Annotated in this window: 14 protein-coding genes; 1 reads left to right on the forward strand and 13 read right to left on the reverse strand. The window is 77.2% G+C overall.

What is annotated here, in order from left to right; genetic code table 11:
* Nucleotides 1-50: 50 nt before the first annotated feature.
* The 13 genes from pgeF to mraZ all read right to left on the reverse strand — a co-directional run bounded on the left by pgeF (nt 51) and on the right by mraZ (nt 16,348).
* The gene (gene pgeF, locus JOD57_RS03100; protein WP_204690554.1) at nt 51-782 is read right to left on the reverse strand and encodes a peptidoglycan editing factor PgeF; all 732 of its coding nucleotides are present in this window, start codon (nt 780-782) and stop codon (nt 51-53) included.
* 109 nt (nt 783-891) lie between these two features.
* Entirely contained in the window at nt 892-2,160 is a 1,269-nt protein-coding gene (gene ftsZ, locus JOD57_RS03105; protein ID WP_204690555.1) for a cell division protein FtsZ, read from the reverse strand.
* Between the two features lie 418 nt (nt 2,161-2,578).
* Nucleotides 2,579-3,367 (reverse strand): cell division protein FtsQ/DivIB, encoded by a 789-nt coding sequence (locus tag JOD57_RS03110; RefSeq protein WP_307824418.1) that lies wholly within the window; start codon nt 3,365-3,367, stop codon nt 2,579-2,581.
* Entirely contained in the window at nt 3,364-4,836 is a 1,473-nt protein-coding gene (murC, locus tag JOD57_RS03115; RefSeq protein ID WP_204690556.1) for a UDP-N-acetylmuramate--L-alanine ligase, read from the reverse strand. The genes JOD57_RS03110 and murC overlap by 4 nt, the downstream gene beginning before the upstream one ends.
* Nucleotides 4,826-5,950, reverse strand: coding sequence for an undecaprenyldiphospho-muramoylpentapeptide beta-N-acetylglucosaminyltransferase (gene murG, locus JOD57_RS03120; protein ID WP_204690557.1), 1,125 nt, complete (start codon nt 5,948-5,950; stop codon nt 4,826-4,828). Before murG ends, murC begins: the two co-directional genes overlap by 11 nt.
* Nucleotides 5,947-7,494, reverse strand: coding sequence for a putative lipid II flippase FtsW (ftsW, locus tag JOD57_RS26050; RefSeq protein WP_275582054.1), 1,548 nt, complete (start codon nt 7,492-7,494; stop codon nt 5,947-5,949). Before ftsW ends, murG begins: the two co-directional genes overlap by 4 nt.
* Before the next feature lie 80 nt (nt 7,495-7,574).
* Nucleotides 7,575-8,654: a phospho-N-acetylmuramoyl-pentapeptide-transferase gene (gene mraY / locus JOD57_RS03130; protein WP_204690558.1), complete on the reverse strand. Its 1,080-nt coding sequence runs from the start codon at nt 8,652-8,654 to the stop codon at nt 7,575-7,577.
* The gene (locus tag JOD57_RS03135) at nt 8,651-10,054 is read right to left on the reverse strand and encodes a UDP-N-acetylmuramoyl-tripeptide--D-alanyl-D-alanine ligase (protein ID WP_204690559.1); all 1,404 of its coding nucleotides are present in this window, start codon (nt 10,052-10,054) and stop codon (nt 8,651-8,653) included. Before JOD57_RS03135 ends, mraY begins: the two co-directional genes overlap by 4 nt.
* Nucleotides 10,051-11,601 carry a UDP-N-acetylmuramoyl-L-alanyl-D-glutamate--2,6-diaminopimelate ligase gene (locus JOD57_RS03140; protein WP_204690560.1) on the reverse strand — a complete coding sequence of 517 codons (1,551 nt, stop codon included), beginning with the start codon at nt 11,599-11,601 and terminating at the stop codon, nt 10,051-10,053. Before JOD57_RS03140 ends, JOD57_RS03135 begins: the two co-directional genes overlap by 4 nt.
* Nucleotides 11,602-11,755: 154 nt before the next feature.
* Nucleotides 11,756-13,801, reverse strand: coding sequence for a peptidoglycan D,D-transpeptidase FtsI family protein (locus JOD57_RS03145; protein ID WP_307824419.1), 2,046 nt, complete (start codon nt 13,799-13,801; stop codon nt 11,756-11,758).
* A 1-nt stretch (nt 13,802) separates the two neighbouring features.
* Complete coding sequence (gene ftsL, locus JOD57_RS03150; protein ID WP_204690561.1) at nt 13,803-14,381, reverse strand: cell division protein FtsL; 579 nt, start codon at nt 14,379-14,381, stop codon at nt 13,803-13,805.
* Nucleotides 14,382-14,454: 73 nt separating this feature from the next.
* Nucleotides 14,455-15,516: a 16S rRNA (cytosine(1402)-N(4))-methyltransferase RsmH gene (gene rsmH / locus JOD57_RS03155; RefSeq protein ID WP_204690562.1), complete on the reverse strand. Its 1,062-nt coding sequence runs from the start codon at nt 15,514-15,516 to the stop codon at nt 14,455-14,457.
* A 397-nt stretch (nt 15,517-15,913) separates the two neighbouring features.
* A complete protein-coding gene (mraZ, locus tag JOD57_RS03160) occupies nt 15,914-16,348 on the reverse strand; it encodes a division/cell wall cluster transcriptional repressor MraZ (RefSeq protein ID WP_204690563.1) in 435 nt (144 codons plus the stop codon).
* A gap of 314 nt (nt 16,349-16,662) precedes the next feature.
* On the opposite strand from mraZ, the gene JOD57_RS03165 reads away from it, so the two are divergent.
* On the forward strand, nt 16,663-17,646 hold the full coding sequence (locus JOD57_RS03165; RefSeq protein ID WP_307824420.1) for an AAA family ATPase: 984 nt from the start codon (nt 16,663-16,665) through the stop codon (nt 17,644-17,646).
* Nucleotide 17,647: the final 1 nt, after the last annotated feature.

Here is a 17,647-nt window from a genome sequence, read left to right on the forward strand (position 1 = left end):
CCCCCTGCAGGGTCCCGCCGCGAGCCTGCGAGCGGTGGGGCAGGGGGTCCTCACCCCAGCCAGGTGACGCCGGCCTGGCGCCCGGTGACGCCGTCGCGGCGGTGGCTGAACAGCCGGCGGTCCTCGACGGTGCAGCGCGGGTCGTGCACGACCTGCGCCAGCCCGGCGCGGGTCATCAGCTCGGCGAGGCCGGCGCGCAGGTCCAGCCCCGGCGTCCCCGCGCGGGTGCGCACCGCGGCCGCGGGGGCGACCCGGGCGACCTCGGCCTGCATGGCGCGGGGCACCTCGTAGCAGGAGCCGCAGACGGCCGGCCCGAGCAGCGCGGTGGTGTCGGCGGGACGGCTGCCCAGCCGGGCCATCGCGGCCAGCGTGGCGGCGACCACGCCCTGCCGGACGCCCTCGCGGCCGGCGTGGACGGCGGCGACCACCCCGGCGACGGGGTCGGCCAGCAGCACCGGCACGCAGTCGGCGACCAGCACGCACAGCACCAGGCCGGGCGTGCGGGTGACGACGGCGTCGGTCGCGGGCAGCGGACCCTGGACCGGGCCGTCGACGACGGTGACGCCGGTGCCGTGCACCTGCTCCATCCAGACCAGCCGGTCGCCGGGTACGCCGAGCTCGCGGGCCAGCCGGGCGCGGTTGGCCGCGACGTCGGCCGGGTCGTCGCCGACGTGGTCGCCGAGGTCGAAGGTGTCGTAGGGCGGACGTGAGCGGCCGCCCCGCCGGTCGGTGACCACCCGTCGAGGGCGCACCGCCGGCGGGGCGGCCGAGGTCGCGCTCACCGAGCGGCCCCCGTGCAGAGGCCCGCCGCGAGCTGGTGAGGTGCTGGAACGGCCCCCTCGCAGGGACCCGCGCCGAGCGGAGCGAGGCGTGGGGGGCGAGGGGGTCCTTTCACTGGCGGAGGAACTCCGGGATGTCGAGCTCCTCCTCGAAGTCCTCGTTGCCCAGCGGACGGCGCCCGGCGGCGGTGCCGGGTGCGGCGTTCTGCACCGGCGGCAGCGGCGGGACGGTGATGCCACCGCCGGCGGGTGCCGCGGGCCGGACGGGCGCCGGGGGCACGGCCTGCGCCGGCGGGACCTGGCCCACCAGCCGCTCACCGGTGGCCCGCGGTGCCGCCGGGGCCAGCGGCGGCGGGGCGACCCGGGGCAGCGCCGGCGGGGCGGCCGGGGCCGCCGGGACCGCGGCGACGCCGCCGTCCTTGCGCGCCGAGGGACGCCCGCCGTCGAAGCCGGCGGCGATGACGGTCACCCGCACCTCGTCACCGAGGGCGTCGTCGATGACCGCGCCGAAGATGATGTTGGCGTCGGCGTGCGCGGCGTCCGACACCAGCGAGGCGGCCTCGTTGATCTCGAACAGGCCGAGGTCCGAGCCACCGGAGATCGACAGCAGCACGCCGTGGGCGCCCTCCATCGACGCCTCCAGCAGCGGGCTGGCGATCGCCTGCTCGGCGGCCAGCAGCGCCCGGTTGTCCCCGCGCGCGCTGCCGATGCCCATGAGCGCCGACCCGGCGCCGGACATGACCGACTTGACGTCGGCGAAGTCCAGGTTGATCAGGCCGGGCGTGGTGATCAGGTCGGTGATGCCCTGGACACCGGAGAGCAGCACCTGGTCGGCGGTGCGGAAGGCGTCCATCACGCTGACGTTGCGGTCGCCCAGCTGCAGCAGCCGGTCGTTGGGGATGACGATGAGCGTGTCGCACTCGTTGCGCAGCTCCTCGATCCCCGACTCGGCCTGCACCGCGCGGCGCTTGCCCTCGAAGGAGAACGGCCGGGTGACCACGCCGATGGTCAGCGCGCCGAGCTTGCGGGCGATCGAGGCCACCACGGGCGCGCCACCGGTGCCGGTGCCGCCGCCCTCGCCGGCGGTCACGAAGACCATGTCGGCGCCCTTGAGCACCTCCTCGATCTCCTCGCGGTGGTCCTCGGCGGCCTGCCGGCCGACGTCGGGCTGCGCGCCGGCGCCGAGGCCGCGGGTCAGCTCGCGGCCGACGTCGAGCTTGACGTCGGCGTCGCTCATCAACAGCGCCTGGGCGTCGGTGTTGATGGCGATGAACTCCACCCCCTTCAGACCGACCTCGATCATCCGGTTGACCGCGTTCACACCGCCGCCGCCGATGCCGACGACCTTGATGACCGCGAGGTAGTTGTGCGGAGGTGTCATGTGGGGCTCCCGACCTCGACCCTCATCCTCAAGTAAAGCCTTATAGTTATGTCAACTGGGTCGACGGGACGAAGTTAGGTGGGCCGCGACGGGGCCTACAAGCACCCTCCCCGGCCCGGCGTGTCGGCAGACCGGGACCTCACCGGCCTCCGGCGACCCGCTGGTCACATCTGCACCACCCTCGGTGACGACCCGCCTGCCGCAGGTCTCATCCCCGGGTCGAGACACGGTCCGAGGGCCGGTGCGGGAACGCGCACAACTCATCTGCCGTGTCGGGCGTGTCGCGGCGTCCGGCGTGTCGGCTCGCGGGGTCCCGGCTGCCGTCCGCGCCCACGGGACCACGCTGTGCGAGCAACGGCGGCCCCGTCCCGGGTCCCGCCGCGAGCCTGCGAGTGGTGGGGGCAGGGACGTCCTCGCCTCAGCGGAGGACGACGGCGCCGGGCGCGCTCACGTCGATCGTCCCGGCCGGCTCGAGGTTCCCGGCCGCCACCTGGTCGAGCAGCGCGACGAGCACGTCGGACTTGTCCGCGGCGTCGTCGGCCCCGCCCCACACGACGGTGGTGCCGTCGGTGAGGGTCAGCGTGACGTCCTCGCCGCTGCCGGCCCGGGCGCCGGCCACCGCGGCGCGGACCTCGCGCGGCAGGGACACCAGGGCGCCGAGTGCCGCGCGGGTGGCCGGGTCGTCCGGGCCGGGGGTGGCCACGTCCAGGGGCACGACGCCGTCGGGCGCGTCGCCGGTGACGGTGTCGAACAGGATGCCGTCGGCGTCGACCAGCGACCGGGTGCCGACCCGCTCGACGACGGCGACCGGCCGCCGCTCGACCACGGTGACGACGACGCTGCGCGGCCAGCCGCGGGTCACCTCGACCGAGGCCACCTGCGGGAGCCGGGCCACGCGGGCGGCGGCGGCGTCGACGTCCACCCGCAGCAGCGGTGTGCCCCCGGGGACGCCGGCGGCGGTGCGGACCTGGTCGGCCGTCAGCGTCGTGGCGCCGTCGACCCGGACCGTTCGCACGGCCAGCAGCGGGCTGTACCACAGCGCCCACCACACGGCCGCGACCACGGCGAGCGCCAGGGCGGCGCGCACGACCCGGCGCCGGCGGCGCTCGGAAGGGGTGTCGGGGCGCACGCGGCGGCGGGCCGGCCGGGCGACCTCGACCGGGACACCGCGCTCCCGGTCGGCGGTCGTCAGACCGGAGCGGCTCACCGGTCGGGGTCCGCGCAGCCGCCGCCGGTGGGGGTCGCGCCGCCGGCCGTCCCGTCGCCGGCGAGGGCGGTGAGCACCTCCGGCCCCACCATGGACACGTTGCCGGCGCCCATGGTGATCACCAGGTCGCCGGGTCGGGCACGGGCGGCCAGCGCCGGGGCGGCCGCCGACCAGGAGGGCTCGAAGTGCACCCGGTCGCCGGGCAGCGGGACGGCGTCGGCGACCATGGCGCCGGTGATGCCGGGTACCGGGTCCTCGCGGGCGCCGTAGACGTCCATGACCACCACCTCGTCGGCCAGGCCGAGTGCCTCGCCGAAGGCGGCGGCGAACTCGCGGGTCCGGCTGTAGAGGTGCGGCTGGAAGGCGACCACGACGCGCCCCTCGCCGGCCACCGCGCGGGCGGCGCGCAGCTGGGCGGTCACCTCGGTGGGGTGGTGGGCGTAGTCGTCGTAGACCCGCACGCCCGCGGCGGAGCCCTTGAGCTCGAAGCGGCGGTGCACGCCGCCGAAGCGCTCGAGCCCGGCGATCAGCCCCGCGGCGGGCAGGCCCAGCTCCAGCCCGGCCAGGAGGGCGGCGGCGCTGTTGCGGGCCATGTGCTCCCCGGGCACGCGGATGCGGACCCGGCCGAGCTCGGTGCCGTCGAGGACGGCGGTCCAGCTGGTGGCCTCGCGGCCGACCTCGAGGTCGGCCAGGCGCAGGTCGGCGTCGCCGGCGGTGCCGTAGGTGCGCACCCGGGCCGGGGTGGGGACGTCGCGCAGCCGCGCGGAGCCCGGGTCGTCGGCGCACAGGACGACGAAGCCCTCGGGGGCGACCGTGCCGAGGAACCGGTCGAAGGCGGCCTCCACGGCGGCCAGGTCGCCGTAGTTGTCCAGGTGGTCGGCCTCGACGTTGGTGACGATCGCGCCGTGGGGCGCCAGCAGCAGGAAGGAGCGGTCGCTCTCGTCGGCCTCGGCGACGAAGACGTCGCCCTGCCCCGCGTGCGCGTTGCTGCCCGACTCGTTGAGGTCGCCCCCGATCGCGAACGACGGGTCGACGCCGCAGGCCTGCACGGCCACGGTCAGCATCGAGGTGGTCGAGGTCTTGCCGTGGGTGCCGGCGACGGCGACGCTGCGCCGTCCGGCCATGACCGCGGCCAGCGCCACCGCCCGCGGCAGCACCCGCAGCCCGCGGGCGCGGGCCCCGGCGAGCTCGGGGTTGTCCTCGCGGATGGCCGAGGAGACGACCACCGAGTCGGCGTCGCCGAGGGCCGCCGCGTCGTGCCCGAGGGACACGCGCGCGCCGAGGGCGCGCAGCGCCAGCAGGGTCGGGGTGTCGCGCCGGTCGCTGCCGGAGACGGTCACCCCGCGGGCCAGCAGGATGCGGGCGATGCCGCTCATGCCGGCACCGCCGATCCCGATGAAGTGGACGGCGCCGAGCTCCTCCAGCGAGGGCACCGGCGCGGTCCACGCGGCGGTCGCGTCAGCGGTCACGGGCCACCTCCAGGACGATGTCGGCCAGCCGCTCGTCGGCGTCGGGGACCCCGGCCGCGGCGGCGTGCGCGGCGTACCCAGAGAGCGCGGCCGGGTCGGTGAGCAGCGGCACGAGGGTCGCCTGGATCCAGGCGGCGGACAGCTCGGCGTCCTCCACGAGCAGCCCGCCGCCGGCCTCCACGACCGGCAGCGCGTTGCGGCGCTGCTCGCCGTTGCCGATGGGCAGCGGGACGAACGCCGCGGGCAGCCCGACCGCCGACAGCTCCGCCACGGTGACCGCGCCGGACCGGCACAGGGCGAGGTCGGCGGCGGCGTAGGCGAGGTCCATCCGCTCGAGGTAGTCGACGACGACGTAGGGCGCGGCGCCGGCCGGGCGGGCCGGCACGGTCACGTCGGTGTTCTTCGGGCCGCGGGCGTGCAGCACCTGGATGCCCGCCGCGGTCAGCGCGTCGGCCGCCGCGGTCGCCGCCCGGTTCAGCGAGGCCGCGCCCTGCGACCCGCCGAAGACCAGCAGCGTGGGCCGGTCGTCGTCCAGGCCGAAGGCGGCGCGGGCCTCGGCGCGGCGGCCGGCGCGGTCGAGCGTGGTGATCGCCGAGCGCAGCGGCATCCCGACGTGCTCGCCGCGCCGCAGCGGCGTCCCCGGCACGGTCACCGCGACGCGGGCGGCCAGCCGGGCGCCGACCCGGTTGGCCAGGCCCGGCAGCGCGTTCTGCTCGTGCACCACGATCGGGATCCCCGCCCGCCCCCGCCTGCTCCGCCGCGCGGCGAGGTAGGCCGGCAGGGCGACGTAGCCGCCGAACCCGACGACGACGTCGGCGCCGAGCTCGTCGAGCAGCGCGCGGGTCTCGGCCACCGAGCGGCGCACCCGGCCCGGCACCCGCAGCAGGTCCGGCGTGGGCCTGCGCGGCAGCGGCACGGGCGGGATCAGCCGCAGGTCGTAGCCGCGCGCGGGCACCAGCCGGGTCTCCATGCCGCGGGCGGTGCCCAGGCAGGTGATGCGCAGCCCCGGCTCCCGGCGGCGCAGCGCGTCGGCCAGCGCGAGCATCGGCTCGATGTGGCCGCCGGTGCCGCCGCCGGCCAGGACGACGCTGGTCGCCGTCCCGCCGGCGCTCACCGGGACCGCCCCGGGCGGTCCGCGGGGCGGCCGGGCACCCGCTCGGGACGGCGGCCGGCCGGCGGCGCGCCCCGCCGGTCGGGCCGGGGCCCGTCGGTGGGCCGGCGGACCGGGTGGGCGTCGACCGGGCGGCGGGGCAGCGGGCCGGACCGGGCCGGCTGGGGGTCGAGCTGCGGGTCGAGCTGGGGGTCGAGCTGCGCGGCGAGGCGGGCCCCGGCCCGCGAGACGCCCCCGGCGCCCGGGCGCGGCGCGGGACGCGGCCGGCGGGGCCGGACCGGGTCGACGGCGTGCGCGGGCACCGGCAGCAGCCAGCGGGCCAGGCGGCCGCGCTCGGCGCGGCGGGCGTGCTCGATGGCCTCGGGCTCGGAGCGGGCGAAGCGGATGAGGATCCCCACGACGAAGAGGGTGAGCACCAGCGAGGTGCCACCGGCGGACACCAGCGGCAGCGTGACCCCGGTGACCGGGAGCAGGCCGACCACGTAGCCCGTGTTCATGGCCGCCTGGCCGACCAGCCAGACGGTGATCGCCACGCTGGCCAGCTGGACGAACCGGTCGGCCGAGCGGTGGGCGATGCGGAAGCCGGCGTAGGCCAGCACCGCGTAGAGGGTGACGACGACCAGGCAGCCGAGGAAGCCGAGCTCCTCGCCGATGATCGCGAAGATGTAGTCCGACTCGGCCTCGGGCAGCAGGTTCCACTTCATCGCGCTGTTGCCCAGGCCCACGCCCCACAGGCCGCCGGTGGCCAGCGCGTAGAAGCCGCGGATGGCCTGGAAGCCGGTGTCGGTCGGATCGGCGAAGGGGTCCAGGAACGCGGTGATCCGCTCCAGCCGGTAGGGCGCGCTCACCACCAGCAGGACGACGGCGGTGACGCCGCTCGCCCCGATGACGGCCCAGACCCGCCACGGCGCGCCGCCGGCGTGCAACAGCCCGACCAGCACCAGTGCGAGGCTCACCGCCGCGCCGAAGTCCGGCTCGCGGACGAGCAGGACGGAGAGGACGAGGAAGACCGGGACCAGCGGCAGCAGCAGCGTCCTGACCGTCAGGTGCCGGCCGCGCAGGGCCAGGACGTGCGCGCCCCACAGCGCGAGGACGAGCTTGGACAGCTCCGAGGGCTGGAAGTCGGTGAACCCGAGGCTGATCCAGGCCCGCGAGCCGTTGTAGGTGGTGCCGATGCCGGGCACGAGGACGGCCACGAGCAGGACGGTGACGGCGATCAGGGCCACCGGGGACCAGCGCCGCAGCAGCCCGACCGGCAGCCGCACCGCCACCACCAGCGCGACCAGCCCGAGGGCGGCGAAGACGAGCTGGTCGAGCCCCGGCCGCCACGCCGGCTCGTCGTTGAGCGCCGCCTCGATCGCCGACGCGGAGAAGACCATGACCAGCCCGATGGCCAGCAGCAGCCCGGCCGCGCCGATGACCAGGTGGCAGCTGGTCATCGGGCCGTCGAGCCACGCCGGCCCGCGCAGGCGCGGCCGCACTCCCGGAGCGGCCCGGCCGGGGGTGCGGCGGGTGCCGCCTCGGGACGGAGCGGTCCGGCTGTCCATCCCGCCATCGTCGCCGCTCATCGGGCCACGCCGGGTCAGGGTCGGGGCGTGTCGCGCCGGGCGGACGCGGGCCGGCCCGCTCACAGGCCGGTGACGGTCAGCCAGTCGGCGTAGAACAGCCCCAGACCGAAGGCCACGGCCATCCCGGTCACGAGCCAGAACCGCACGATCACCGTGTTCTCCGCCCACCCGGCCAGCTCGAAGTGGTGGTGCAGCGGCGCCATGCGGAAGACCCGGCGGCGGGTGGCGCGGAAGAACGCCACCTGGATGACCACCGACAGCGTGACCGCGACGAACAGGCCGCCGAGGACGACGAGCAGCAGCTCGGTGCGGGTGACGACGGCGATGCCGGCCATCAGGCCGCCGAGGGCCAGCGAGCCGGTGTCGCCCATGAAGATCCGCGCCGGGCTGGTGTTCCACCACAGGAAGCCCAGGCACGCCCCCATGGCCGCGGCCGCGACCAGGGTGACGTCGAGCGGGTCGCGCACCTGGTAGCAGCCGTCGACCGCGGCGGCGACGCAGTCGTGCGTGAACTGCCAGAAGCTCATGACGACGTAGGCGCCGAACACCATCGCCGAGCAGCCGGCCGCCAGCCCGTCGAGGCCGTCGGTGAGGTTGACCGCGTTGGAGAACCCGGCGATGAACAGGTACGCCAGGACGACGAAGCCGACCGAGCCGAGGAACAGCGGCTCGATGTCGCGGACGTAGGAGACCGACTCCGACGCCGGGGTGATCCCGCCCTCGTCGGGGAAGTTGAGCCCGAGGACGGCGAAGCCCACCCCCACGACCAGCTGGCCGACCAGCTTCGCCGTCTTGTTCAGGCCCAGGCTGCGCCGGTGGCGGATCTTCAGGTAGTCGTCGAGGAACCCGACGGTGCCCAGCCCCACCATGAGGAACAGCAGCAGCAGGCCGGTGGCGGTGACGCCGCGGCCGGGCTGGCCGATCAGGAAGAGGTGGGCGATCAGGTAGCCGCCGACGGTCGCCCCGACGATGACGGTGCCGCCCATCGTGGGCGTGCCCTTCTTCGACAGGTGCGACTCGGGGCCGTCGTCGCGGATCTCCTGGCCGAAGCCGCGGCGCCGGAAGGTGCGCACGGCCAGCGGCGTGGCGAGGATCGAGATGATCAGCCCGAGGGACGCGGCGACGAGGACGGACTTCACGCGCCTGCCTCGGCGGCGAGCAGGTCGGCGGCGAGCAGTTCCAGCCCGTGGGACCGGCTGGCCTTCACCAGCACGACGTCACCGGGCACCAGCACCTCCGACAGCAGTTCGCGGGCGGCCACCCGGTCGGGCACGGACACCACGCCCTCCCCCTCGCGGGCACCGGCGGCCGTGGCACCCGTCGCTATCCCTACCGCATCGGGTCCGACGGCCACGACGAGGTCCACACCCGCGGCGACGGCGTCGCGGCCCAGCCGCTCGTGCTCGGGGACGGCGTCGGGACCCAGCTCGGCCATGCCGCCGAGGACGGCCACCCGGCGGGTGCCGGCCAGCCCCGCGAGCGCGGCCAGGGCGGCCCGCATCGACTCGGGGTTGGCGTTGTAGGCGTCGTTGACCACCGTGACGCCGTCGGCGCGGCGGGTGACCTCCATGCGCCAGCGGCTGCGCGGCTGCGCCGCGGACAGGGCGGCGGCGACGGCGGCCGGGGTCAGGCCGGCGGCCAGCGCGGCGCCGGCGGCCGACAGCGCGTTGGCGACCTGGTGCTCCCCCACCACCTGCAGCGCCACCGGGTGCTCCTCCACACCGGCGGGGCCGCGGGCCACGAGGGTGAACCGGGCGCGGGCGGCGTCGTCCAGCGTCACGGCGGTGGCCCGGACGTCGGCACCGGCGGAGCGGCCGGTGGTGACCACCCGGGCGCGGGTCCGCGGCGCCATGCCGGCCACCCGCGGGTCGTCGGCGTTGAGGACGGCGGTGCCCGGCTCCGGCAGCGCCTCGACCAGCTCGCCCTTGGCCTGCGCGATGACGTCGGCCGAGCCGAACTCCCCCAGGTGCGCCGAGCCGACGTTGAGGACCACGCCGACGTCGGGCCGGGCGACGGCGCACAGCCGGGCGATGTGCCCGATCCCGCGCGCGCCCATCTCCAGCACGAGGTAGCGGGTGTCCGCGTCGGCCGAGAGCACGGTGAGCGGCAGGCCGATGTCGTTGTTGTACGAGCCGGGCGGGCTGACCGTGGGCCCGGTGGTGGCCAGCACCTGGCCGAGCAGGTCCTTGGTCGAGGTCTTGCCCGACGAGCCGGTGATGCCGAGCGTGACCAGCCCACCCCCGGTGAGCCGGCCGTGCACCAGCGCGGCCAGCCGGCCGAGGGCGGCGACGGTGTCCTCGACGACGAGCGCCGGCAGCGGCCCACCGGGACGGCTGGTCAGCGCGGCGACGGCGCCGGCGGCCGCGGCGGCGTCCAGGTAGTCGTGGCCGTCGACGCGCTCGCCGGCCACGGCGATGAACAGGTCGCCGGCGGAGACGCCGCGCGAGTCGAGGGTCACACCGGTGACGGTCCCCTCGGCGGCGTGCGGCAACGCTGCGCCGACGGCCTCCGCGACCTCGGCGAGGGTCAGGGCGATCACCGGCGGGCCGCCCCGGCGGGCGACAGCGCGGCGAGCACCTCGCGCAGCACGGCGCGGTCGTCGAACGGCGTCACGGTGCCGGCGACCTCCTGACCCGTCTCGTGTCCCTTGCCGGCGACGAGCACCGTGTCGCCGGGCCGGGCCAGCTGCACCGCGCGGGCGATCGCCGCGCGCCGGTCGCCGACCTCCTCCACGGCGCCGCGCCGGTCGGCCGGCACCCCGGCGGTCATCGCGGCGCGGATGGCGGCGGGGTCCTCCGAGCGGGGGTTGTCGTCGGTGACGACGAGCAGGTCGCTGCCGAGGGCCGCGGCGGCGCCCATCGCCGGGCGCTTGCCGGGGTCACGGTCACCGCCACAGCCGAGCACGGTGATCAGCCTGCCCCGGGTCGCGCTCCGCAGCGCGGCGAGGGCGGTGGCGACGGCGTCGGGGGTGTGCGCGTAGTCGACGACCGCGGTGAACGGCTGTCCGGCGTCGACCGGCTCCATCCGCCCCGGGACGACCGTGGTGGCGATGCCCTCGAGCGCGGCGTCCACCGGCACGCCGATCGCGTCGAGCAGCGCGGCGGCGAGGACGGCGTTGGTGACGTTGAACCGCCCGGGCAGCCGGACGCGGGCCGGCCGGCTGCCGCGGGGCCCGGTCAGGGTGAACGCCGAGCCTCCGTCGGAGGCGGTGGTGACGCCGGTCGCCGTCCAGTCCGCGGCTGCGCCCTCGGCGGACACGGTCACCGCGCGGCGGCCGAGCATCCCGGCCAGGCGGCGGCCGTGCTCGTCGTCGACCACGACGACCTCGCGGGCGGCACGGCCGTCGAAGAGCAGCGCCTTGGCCCGGAAGTAGTCCTCCAGGTCGCGGTGGAAGTCGAGGTGGTCCTGGCTGAGGTTGGTGAACCCGGCGGCGGCGAAGGCCACCCCGCCGACCCGGCCCTGCACCAGCGCGTGGCTGGAGACCTCCATGACCACGGCGTCGACGCCGGACTCGGCCATGGTGGCCAGCAGCGCGTGCAGCACCGGGGCCTCGGGGGTGGTGCGGACGCTGGGGAGGGCGACCTCGGTGCCGTCGCGGCCGCGGGTGCGCGACTGCACGGTGCCGATGAGGCCGGTGGCGCGGCCGGCGGCGGCCAGGCCGGCCTCGACCAGGTAGCTCGTCGTCGTCTTGCCGTTGGTGCCGGTGATGCCGATGACCGGCAGCCGCGCCGCGGGCTCGCCGTAGACGCGGGCGGCGACGTCGCCGAGGCGGTCGCGGGGGTCGTCGACCACGCAGACCGGCAGGCCGGTCGCGGCCGCCTGCTCGCGGCCGGCCGGGTCGGTGAGGACGGCGACGGCGCCGCGGGCGGCGGCGTCGGTGGCGAAGCGGGCGCCGTGGGTCCGGGCGCCGGGCAGCGCGGCGTAGAGGTCACCGGGCCGCACCTCCGTCGAGGCCAGCGTGACGCCGGTGACGGCGGTGGCGGGGTCGCCCTGCACGGGGTCGCCGACGAGGTCGGCGAGGGCACGGAGGGCGAGCGGGCGGTTCCCCGCTGGCCGGGGCACCGACCCGGGTCCGGTCGGGCTCACGTCGGGCCAATCTACCGGCGGACCCGTCCCGCCCCACGCACCCACGGGCACTCGGCGGTGTCCCGGTCGCGCGCCTCCGCGGAGGTGCACCGCCGGCGCGACTGCAGGGGCCCGCGGCGAGCCGGCGAGTCGTGGGGGGCAGCGGGGTCCTTCCTCAGTCGCCCGCGGCGGGGGTGCCCGTCCCCGTGCCGCCGCCGTCGCCGCCCGGCCTGGCGGCGGCGAGGTCCGCGCCGGTGAGCGCGAAGTCCGGCCGCGCCGTGCCCGAGGGCACCACCCCGCCGTTGGTGAGCACGTAGCGCATGACGTCGGCGAAGACGGGCGCGGCGACCTGGCCGCCCTCCGCGGAGCTGGTGGGCCGCTCGAGGTCGACGGCGACGACGTACTGCGGGTCGTCGGCCGGGGCGAACCCGACGAACGTCGTCACGTAGCCGCCGCCCTCGTAGCAGCCGCACTCGGGGTTGGCCCGCTGCGCCGTCCCGGTCTTGCCCGCCACCCGGTAGCCGTCGACCTCGCCCAGCGGGGCGGTGCCGCCGGGGCCGACGACCGCCTCGAGCACGTACGCCAGGTCCTCAGCGGTGTCCTCGCCGATCACGCGGGTGGCCTCGGGGGCCTCGGGGGTCGACGTCGTCCCGTCGGGAGCGGTCACCGACTCGACCAGCCGCGGCGGGACGCGGACGCCGTCGTTGGCGATGGCCTGGAAGACCGAGGCCATCTGCAGCGTCGTCACCGACAGGCCCTGGCCGATCGGCACGTTGGCCGCGCGGCTCTCGGTCCAGTCGGCGGAGCTCTCGAGGATGCCGGCGCTCTCGCCGGGCAGCTCGATGCCGGTCTCCTCCCCCACGCCGAAGGCGCGCAGGTACCGCTCGAGCGTCGCGTCGCCCACCTCGCGGGCCAGCATGATCGTGCCGACGTTGCTGGACTTGGCGAGGATGCCGGTCACCGTCCAGTCGACCGGCGCGTGGTCGTGGGCGTCGGTGACCACGACGTCGCCGGCCTGGATGTGGCCGTCGACGGTGAGCACGGTGTCCGGGGCGGCCCTGCCCTCCTCGATCGCGGCGGCCAGGGTCACCGCCTTCATGACCGAGCCGGGCTCGAAGACGTCGGAGACCACCGGGTTGCCCAGCAGGTCGGGGTCGGTGCTGCCGGCCCGGGCGGGGTCGTAGCCCGGGCAGGAGCCCATGGCCACCACCTCGCCGGTGTGCACGTCGAGGACGACCGCCGAGGCGCGGGTGGTGGCGCCGTCGGCGCAGGCCTGCGCCAGCCGCTGCTCCATCGTGAACTGGACGTCCTGGTCGACGGTCAGCTCGACGGTGCTGCCGTCGGTGGCCGGGGTCGACTCGTCGATGCCCGACGGGATCGGGTTGCCGCCGCTGCCGACCTCGACCCGCCGCTGCCCGTCGGTGCCGGCCAGGGCGTCCTCGAAGCGCAGCTCCACACCGCCCAGGCCCGCGCCGTCGCGGCCGACCCAGCCCACGACCTGACCCCCGACGGCGCCGGCCGGGTAGAGCCGCACCGGGTCGTCCTCGAAGGAGACGCCGGCCAGGCCGAGCTCGTCGACGGCGTCGGTGGTCTCCGGCGGCACCTGCCGGGCCAGGACGACGTAGCGGCCCTCGGCGGTGAGCCGCTCGGTGAGCTCGTCGACGGGGACGTCGAGCAGCGCGCTCAGCGCCAGCGCGGTGCGCTCCGGGTCGTCGACGACGGTCGGGTCGGCGACCACCCGGGACGCCTCGACGGTGTAGGCGAACGGGTTGCCGTCGCGGTCGACGACGGCCCCGCGCAGCGCCGCGATCGGGTGGGTCTGCAACCGGTCCTGCTCGGCGGCGTTGGCGTAGGCGCCGCCGTCGACGCCCTGCAGCAGCACCAGCTTGCCGGTCACCACCAGCAGCGGGACGACGACGAGCACCAGGCCCCACCACAGCCGGCGCGGCCCCGAGGTCAGCGGCCGCCCGCCGCGCCGGCTGCCCGGGGCACGGCGGGGGGCGAAGGCGCCGGCGCGGCTGGCGCCGGCGTGCGGCCCGCCGGAGCGGGAGCCGGGGTCGCGCGGGCCCGGGTCGCGGGAGCCGCGCGGGACGGCCGGCCGGGACGCGGCCGGGCGCGGTGGTGCGGCGGGACGCAGCGGCGCACCGGAGCGGGCGCCCCGGGCGACCGTGCGGGGAGCCGCGCGGCGGCCCGGCTCGGGGTCGCGGGGAGGGAGCGGCACGTCAGCCCCCGGTCCCCGGCTCGGGGGCGCCGGGCACCGGCGCCGGCTCCGGGGTGCCGCGCAGCGTGGCGCTGCCGTCCGGGGCGACGACGAGGTGACCGGCCGTGCCGGCCGGCACCAGCCCGGCGGCGACGGCGGCCGCGGCGAGCTGGGCGGGCGTGCCCCCGGCGACCACCTGCTCCTCGAGCCGCTGGACGTCCTCGGCCTTCTCGGCGTTGGCGGTGCGCAGCTCGGTGGCCTTGAGCGAGTTGACCGCGATGGCGGTGTTGAGGACGAGCAGCCCCAGCGTGGTGGCGACCAGCAGGCCGACGACGAGCAGCACGAACGGCGCCCGCCGGCGGCCGTCCGCCGTCCGCCGGGCGCGGCCGGCCGTGGCACCGGTCACCAGCCGCAGCTCCGGGACGGGACCGGTCGACCGCGACCGCACCGGCCGGGAGGGGACGGCGCGCACCGGCCGGGAGGGCAGCGCCCGCAGCGGGCGCGCGGCCGCCGCGCCGGTGCGCGGCGGCTCGGCGGGTGCGGTGGCCCGCGGAGCCCGGACGGCGGCGCCGTCGCGGGGCGCGCGGGCGGCGGCGCTCACGAGCCCTCCTCGCCGGCGCTCGTCGGCCGCGTCCGCGGCGCTGTCGTGCCCACCCGTGAGCTCGCCGGCCCGCTCACGCGGCCCGCCGGGTGCGCTCGGCGGCGCGGACGCGGGCCGAGGCCGCACGCGGGTTGGCGGCCACCTCGGCCTCCGACGGCGCCTCGCCGCCGCGGGTGAGCAGCCGCAGGACCGGCCCGTACTCGGGCAGCCGGACCGGCAGCTCCGGCGGCGTGCGGTCGGTGGCGCCGGCGGCCAGGGCCTGCTTCACGATCCGGTCCTCGAGGGAGTGGAAGGTGATGACGGCCAGCCGGCCCCCGACGGCGAGGGCGTCCAGCGCCGCCGGGAGTGCCCGCCGGAGGGCGCCCAGCTCGTCGTTGACCTCGATGCGCAGGGCCTGGAAGGTCCGCTTGGCGGGGTGCCCGCCGGTGCGCCGGGTGGCCGCGGGGATCGACTCGCGCACCAGGTGCGCCAGCCGCTCGGTGTTCGTGAACGGCGCGCGCGACCGCTCGCGGACGATCGCCGACGCGATCCGCGAGGCGAAGCGCTCCTCGCCGTACACCCGCAGCACCCGGGCCAGGTCCGCGGCCGGGTAGGTGTTGACGACGTCGGCGGCGGTGCGGGGGGCGCCGGGGTCCATCCGCATGTCGAGCGGCCCGTCGCCGGCGTAGCTGAAGCCGCGCTCGGGGCGGTCCAGCTGCAGCGAGGAGACGCCGAGGTCGAACAGCACCGCCTGCACCTCGGTCAGCCCCAGCCGGTCGAGCACGTCGGGCAGCTCGTCGAAGACGGCGGGCACCAGGGTGGCGCGCCCGGTGTGGCCGGCGGCGGCGATGCGGGCGGCGGCCTCGGCGCGTGCCTGCGGGTCGCGGTCCAGGCCGACGAGGCGCAGTCCGGGGTGGGCGTCGAGGAGGGCCAGGGCGTGACCGGCCAGGCCGAGGGTGGCGTCGACGAGCACGGCGCCGTCGGCGGCGCAGGCGGGGCCGAGCAGCTCGGTGACCCGCTCGAGCAGGACGGGCACGTGCGCGGGGGTCGAGGGCGCCGGGACCGGGAGCGCCGGGAGCGAGTGCGCCGAGTCCTGCGCCGGGACCGGGAGCGCCGAGTCCTGCGCCGCGGGCGGCACGGCCTCGGGGCTGTCCATCGTCGCTCTCCTCGGGTCGGGCTCCCCGCGCGGGGAGGACGTCCTCATGGTGGCGCGGGCAGCGGGTCGGCAGGGGGAGCTCGGCGGGCGTGCCGTGCGACGGGAGAGGCACGTCGGACGGGCGTGCCGGGAGAGGTGCCGCTCGAGGGGCGGTGGGGACGGGGGTGGGACCCCCGCCCCCGCGGTCCGCCTGGCGCCGGGGAAGTGCGTCAGGAGGCGACCGCGAGGGCGGGGGTGCCCGGTGCCGGTGGCCGGTCCGGCCGGCGGCGCAGGTGCGCCGCACTGCGCGCGTGGACCGAGCCGCGGGGAAGGCGGTTCGGGCCGGACCCGGGTCGAGCCGCGGGGAAGACGGCTCGCGGACGGGTGCGCGGCGGTCGGGGCGACCGGCGGGACGGGATCAGGACAGCGTGGGCATCCCCTCGCTCTCCATGGCGGCGAAGGCCGCCTCCTGCTCTTCCACGTAGGAGTCCCACGTGGCCTGGTCCCAGATCTCGAAGCGCGTGTCGACGCCGACCACGACCACGTCGCGGTCGAGGTGGGCGTACTGCCGCAGGTCGGCGGGGATGGTGATGCGGCCGGTCTTGTCCGGCTCGACCTCGACCATCGACCCGAAGCTCATGCGCGCGCGCATGCGGGCCTCGGCGGTGTCGGCGGGGGCCATCGAGGCGGCGGCGCTGCTCTGCTCGGCGACCCGGGCCATGGTGAGGCCGTAGATGCAGCGCTCCTGGCCCTTCTTGATCACCATGCCGCCGGCCACCTGCTCGCGGAACCGGACCGGGAGTGCGAGCCGGCCCTTCTCGTCGAGGCGCAACGTGTAGCTGCCGACGAACACCGGATCACCTCCCCCATCGGTCCTCCTCGTGTCCGTCTGCGGACCCGGGACGGGCCCTGGCTCCCCACCGCGCCACACCCTAACCCACTACGCCCCACCGAACACCACTCGACACCATGTCGTGACCGGGCGCTCCCACTGCCTGCCGTGCAGGTCAGGGGCACGGGGGAGGTCCGGGGGGCCGGGGTGGGGACGGGTGGGGCAGGTGGTGGGGTCGGGTGGGACGGGAGCCCCCGCGGAGGGGTCCGTGGTGGGGGTCGCGGGAGGGGTCGCGGGAGGGTCGCGGGGCCCGCGCGCCACGTACCGTGGGCCGGGTGACCGACACCATGCGTGCGGCGGACGGGACGGCCGGTCTCCCGGTCGACGTCGCCACGGAGGGCGCGCGGATCGCCGCCAACGTCTCCCGGGTCGTGCAGGGCAAGCCCGGCGTGGTGCACCTGGCGCTCGTGGTCCTGCTGGCCGAGGGACACCTGCTCGTCGAGGACGTGCCCGGGGTCGGCAAGACGACGCTGGCCAAGGCGCTGGCGGCCTCGATCGACGCCAGCGTGCGCCGCATCCAGTTCACGCCCGACCTGCTGCCCAGCGACGTGACCGGGGTGTCGGTCTACGACCAGGAGAGCCGCGCCTTCGAGTTCAAGCCGGGCGCGGTCTTCGCCAACGTGGTCGTCGCCGACGAGATCAACCGGGCCTCGCCCAAGACGCAGTCGGCGCTGCTGGAGTGCATGGAGGAGCGGCAGGTCACCGTCGACGGCGTCAGCTACGAGCTGGCCCGCCCCTTCCTCGTCGTCGCCACGCAGAACCCGGTGGAGATGGAGGGCACCTATCCCCTCCCCGAGGCCCAGCGCGACCGGTTCACCGCGCGCGTCTCCATGGGCTACCCCGACCGGGAGGCCGAGGTCGCCATGCTCGACGACCGCGGCACCACCGACCCGCTGGCCACGCTGGCCCCGGTCGCCGACGCCGCCGCCGTCCGGGCGATGGTGACCGCGGTGCAGGCGCTGCACGTCTCCGACGCCGTCCGCCGCTACGTCGTCGCCCTCGTCGAGGCCAGCCGCCGCTCCCCCGAGCTGCGCCTGGGCGCCTCCCCGCGAGCCGGCCTGCAGCTGCTGCGCACCGCCCGCGCCAGCGCCGCGCTGGCCGGCCGCGACCACGTCCTGCCCGACGACGTCCAGGCGATGGCCACGCCGGTGCTCGCCCACCGCCTGCTGCTCACCCCCGATGCCGCGGCCGCCCGGCGCACGCCCGAGCAGGTCGTGTCCGGGCTGCTGGCCGCCGTCCCCGTCCTGCGAGGGCGCTGAG

The sequence above is a fragment of the Geodermatophilus bullaregiensis genome, assembly GCF_016907675.1.
Classification (GTDB): domain Bacteria; phylum Actinomycetota; class Actinomycetes; order Mycobacteriales; family Geodermatophilaceae; genus Geodermatophilus; species Geodermatophilus bullaregiensis.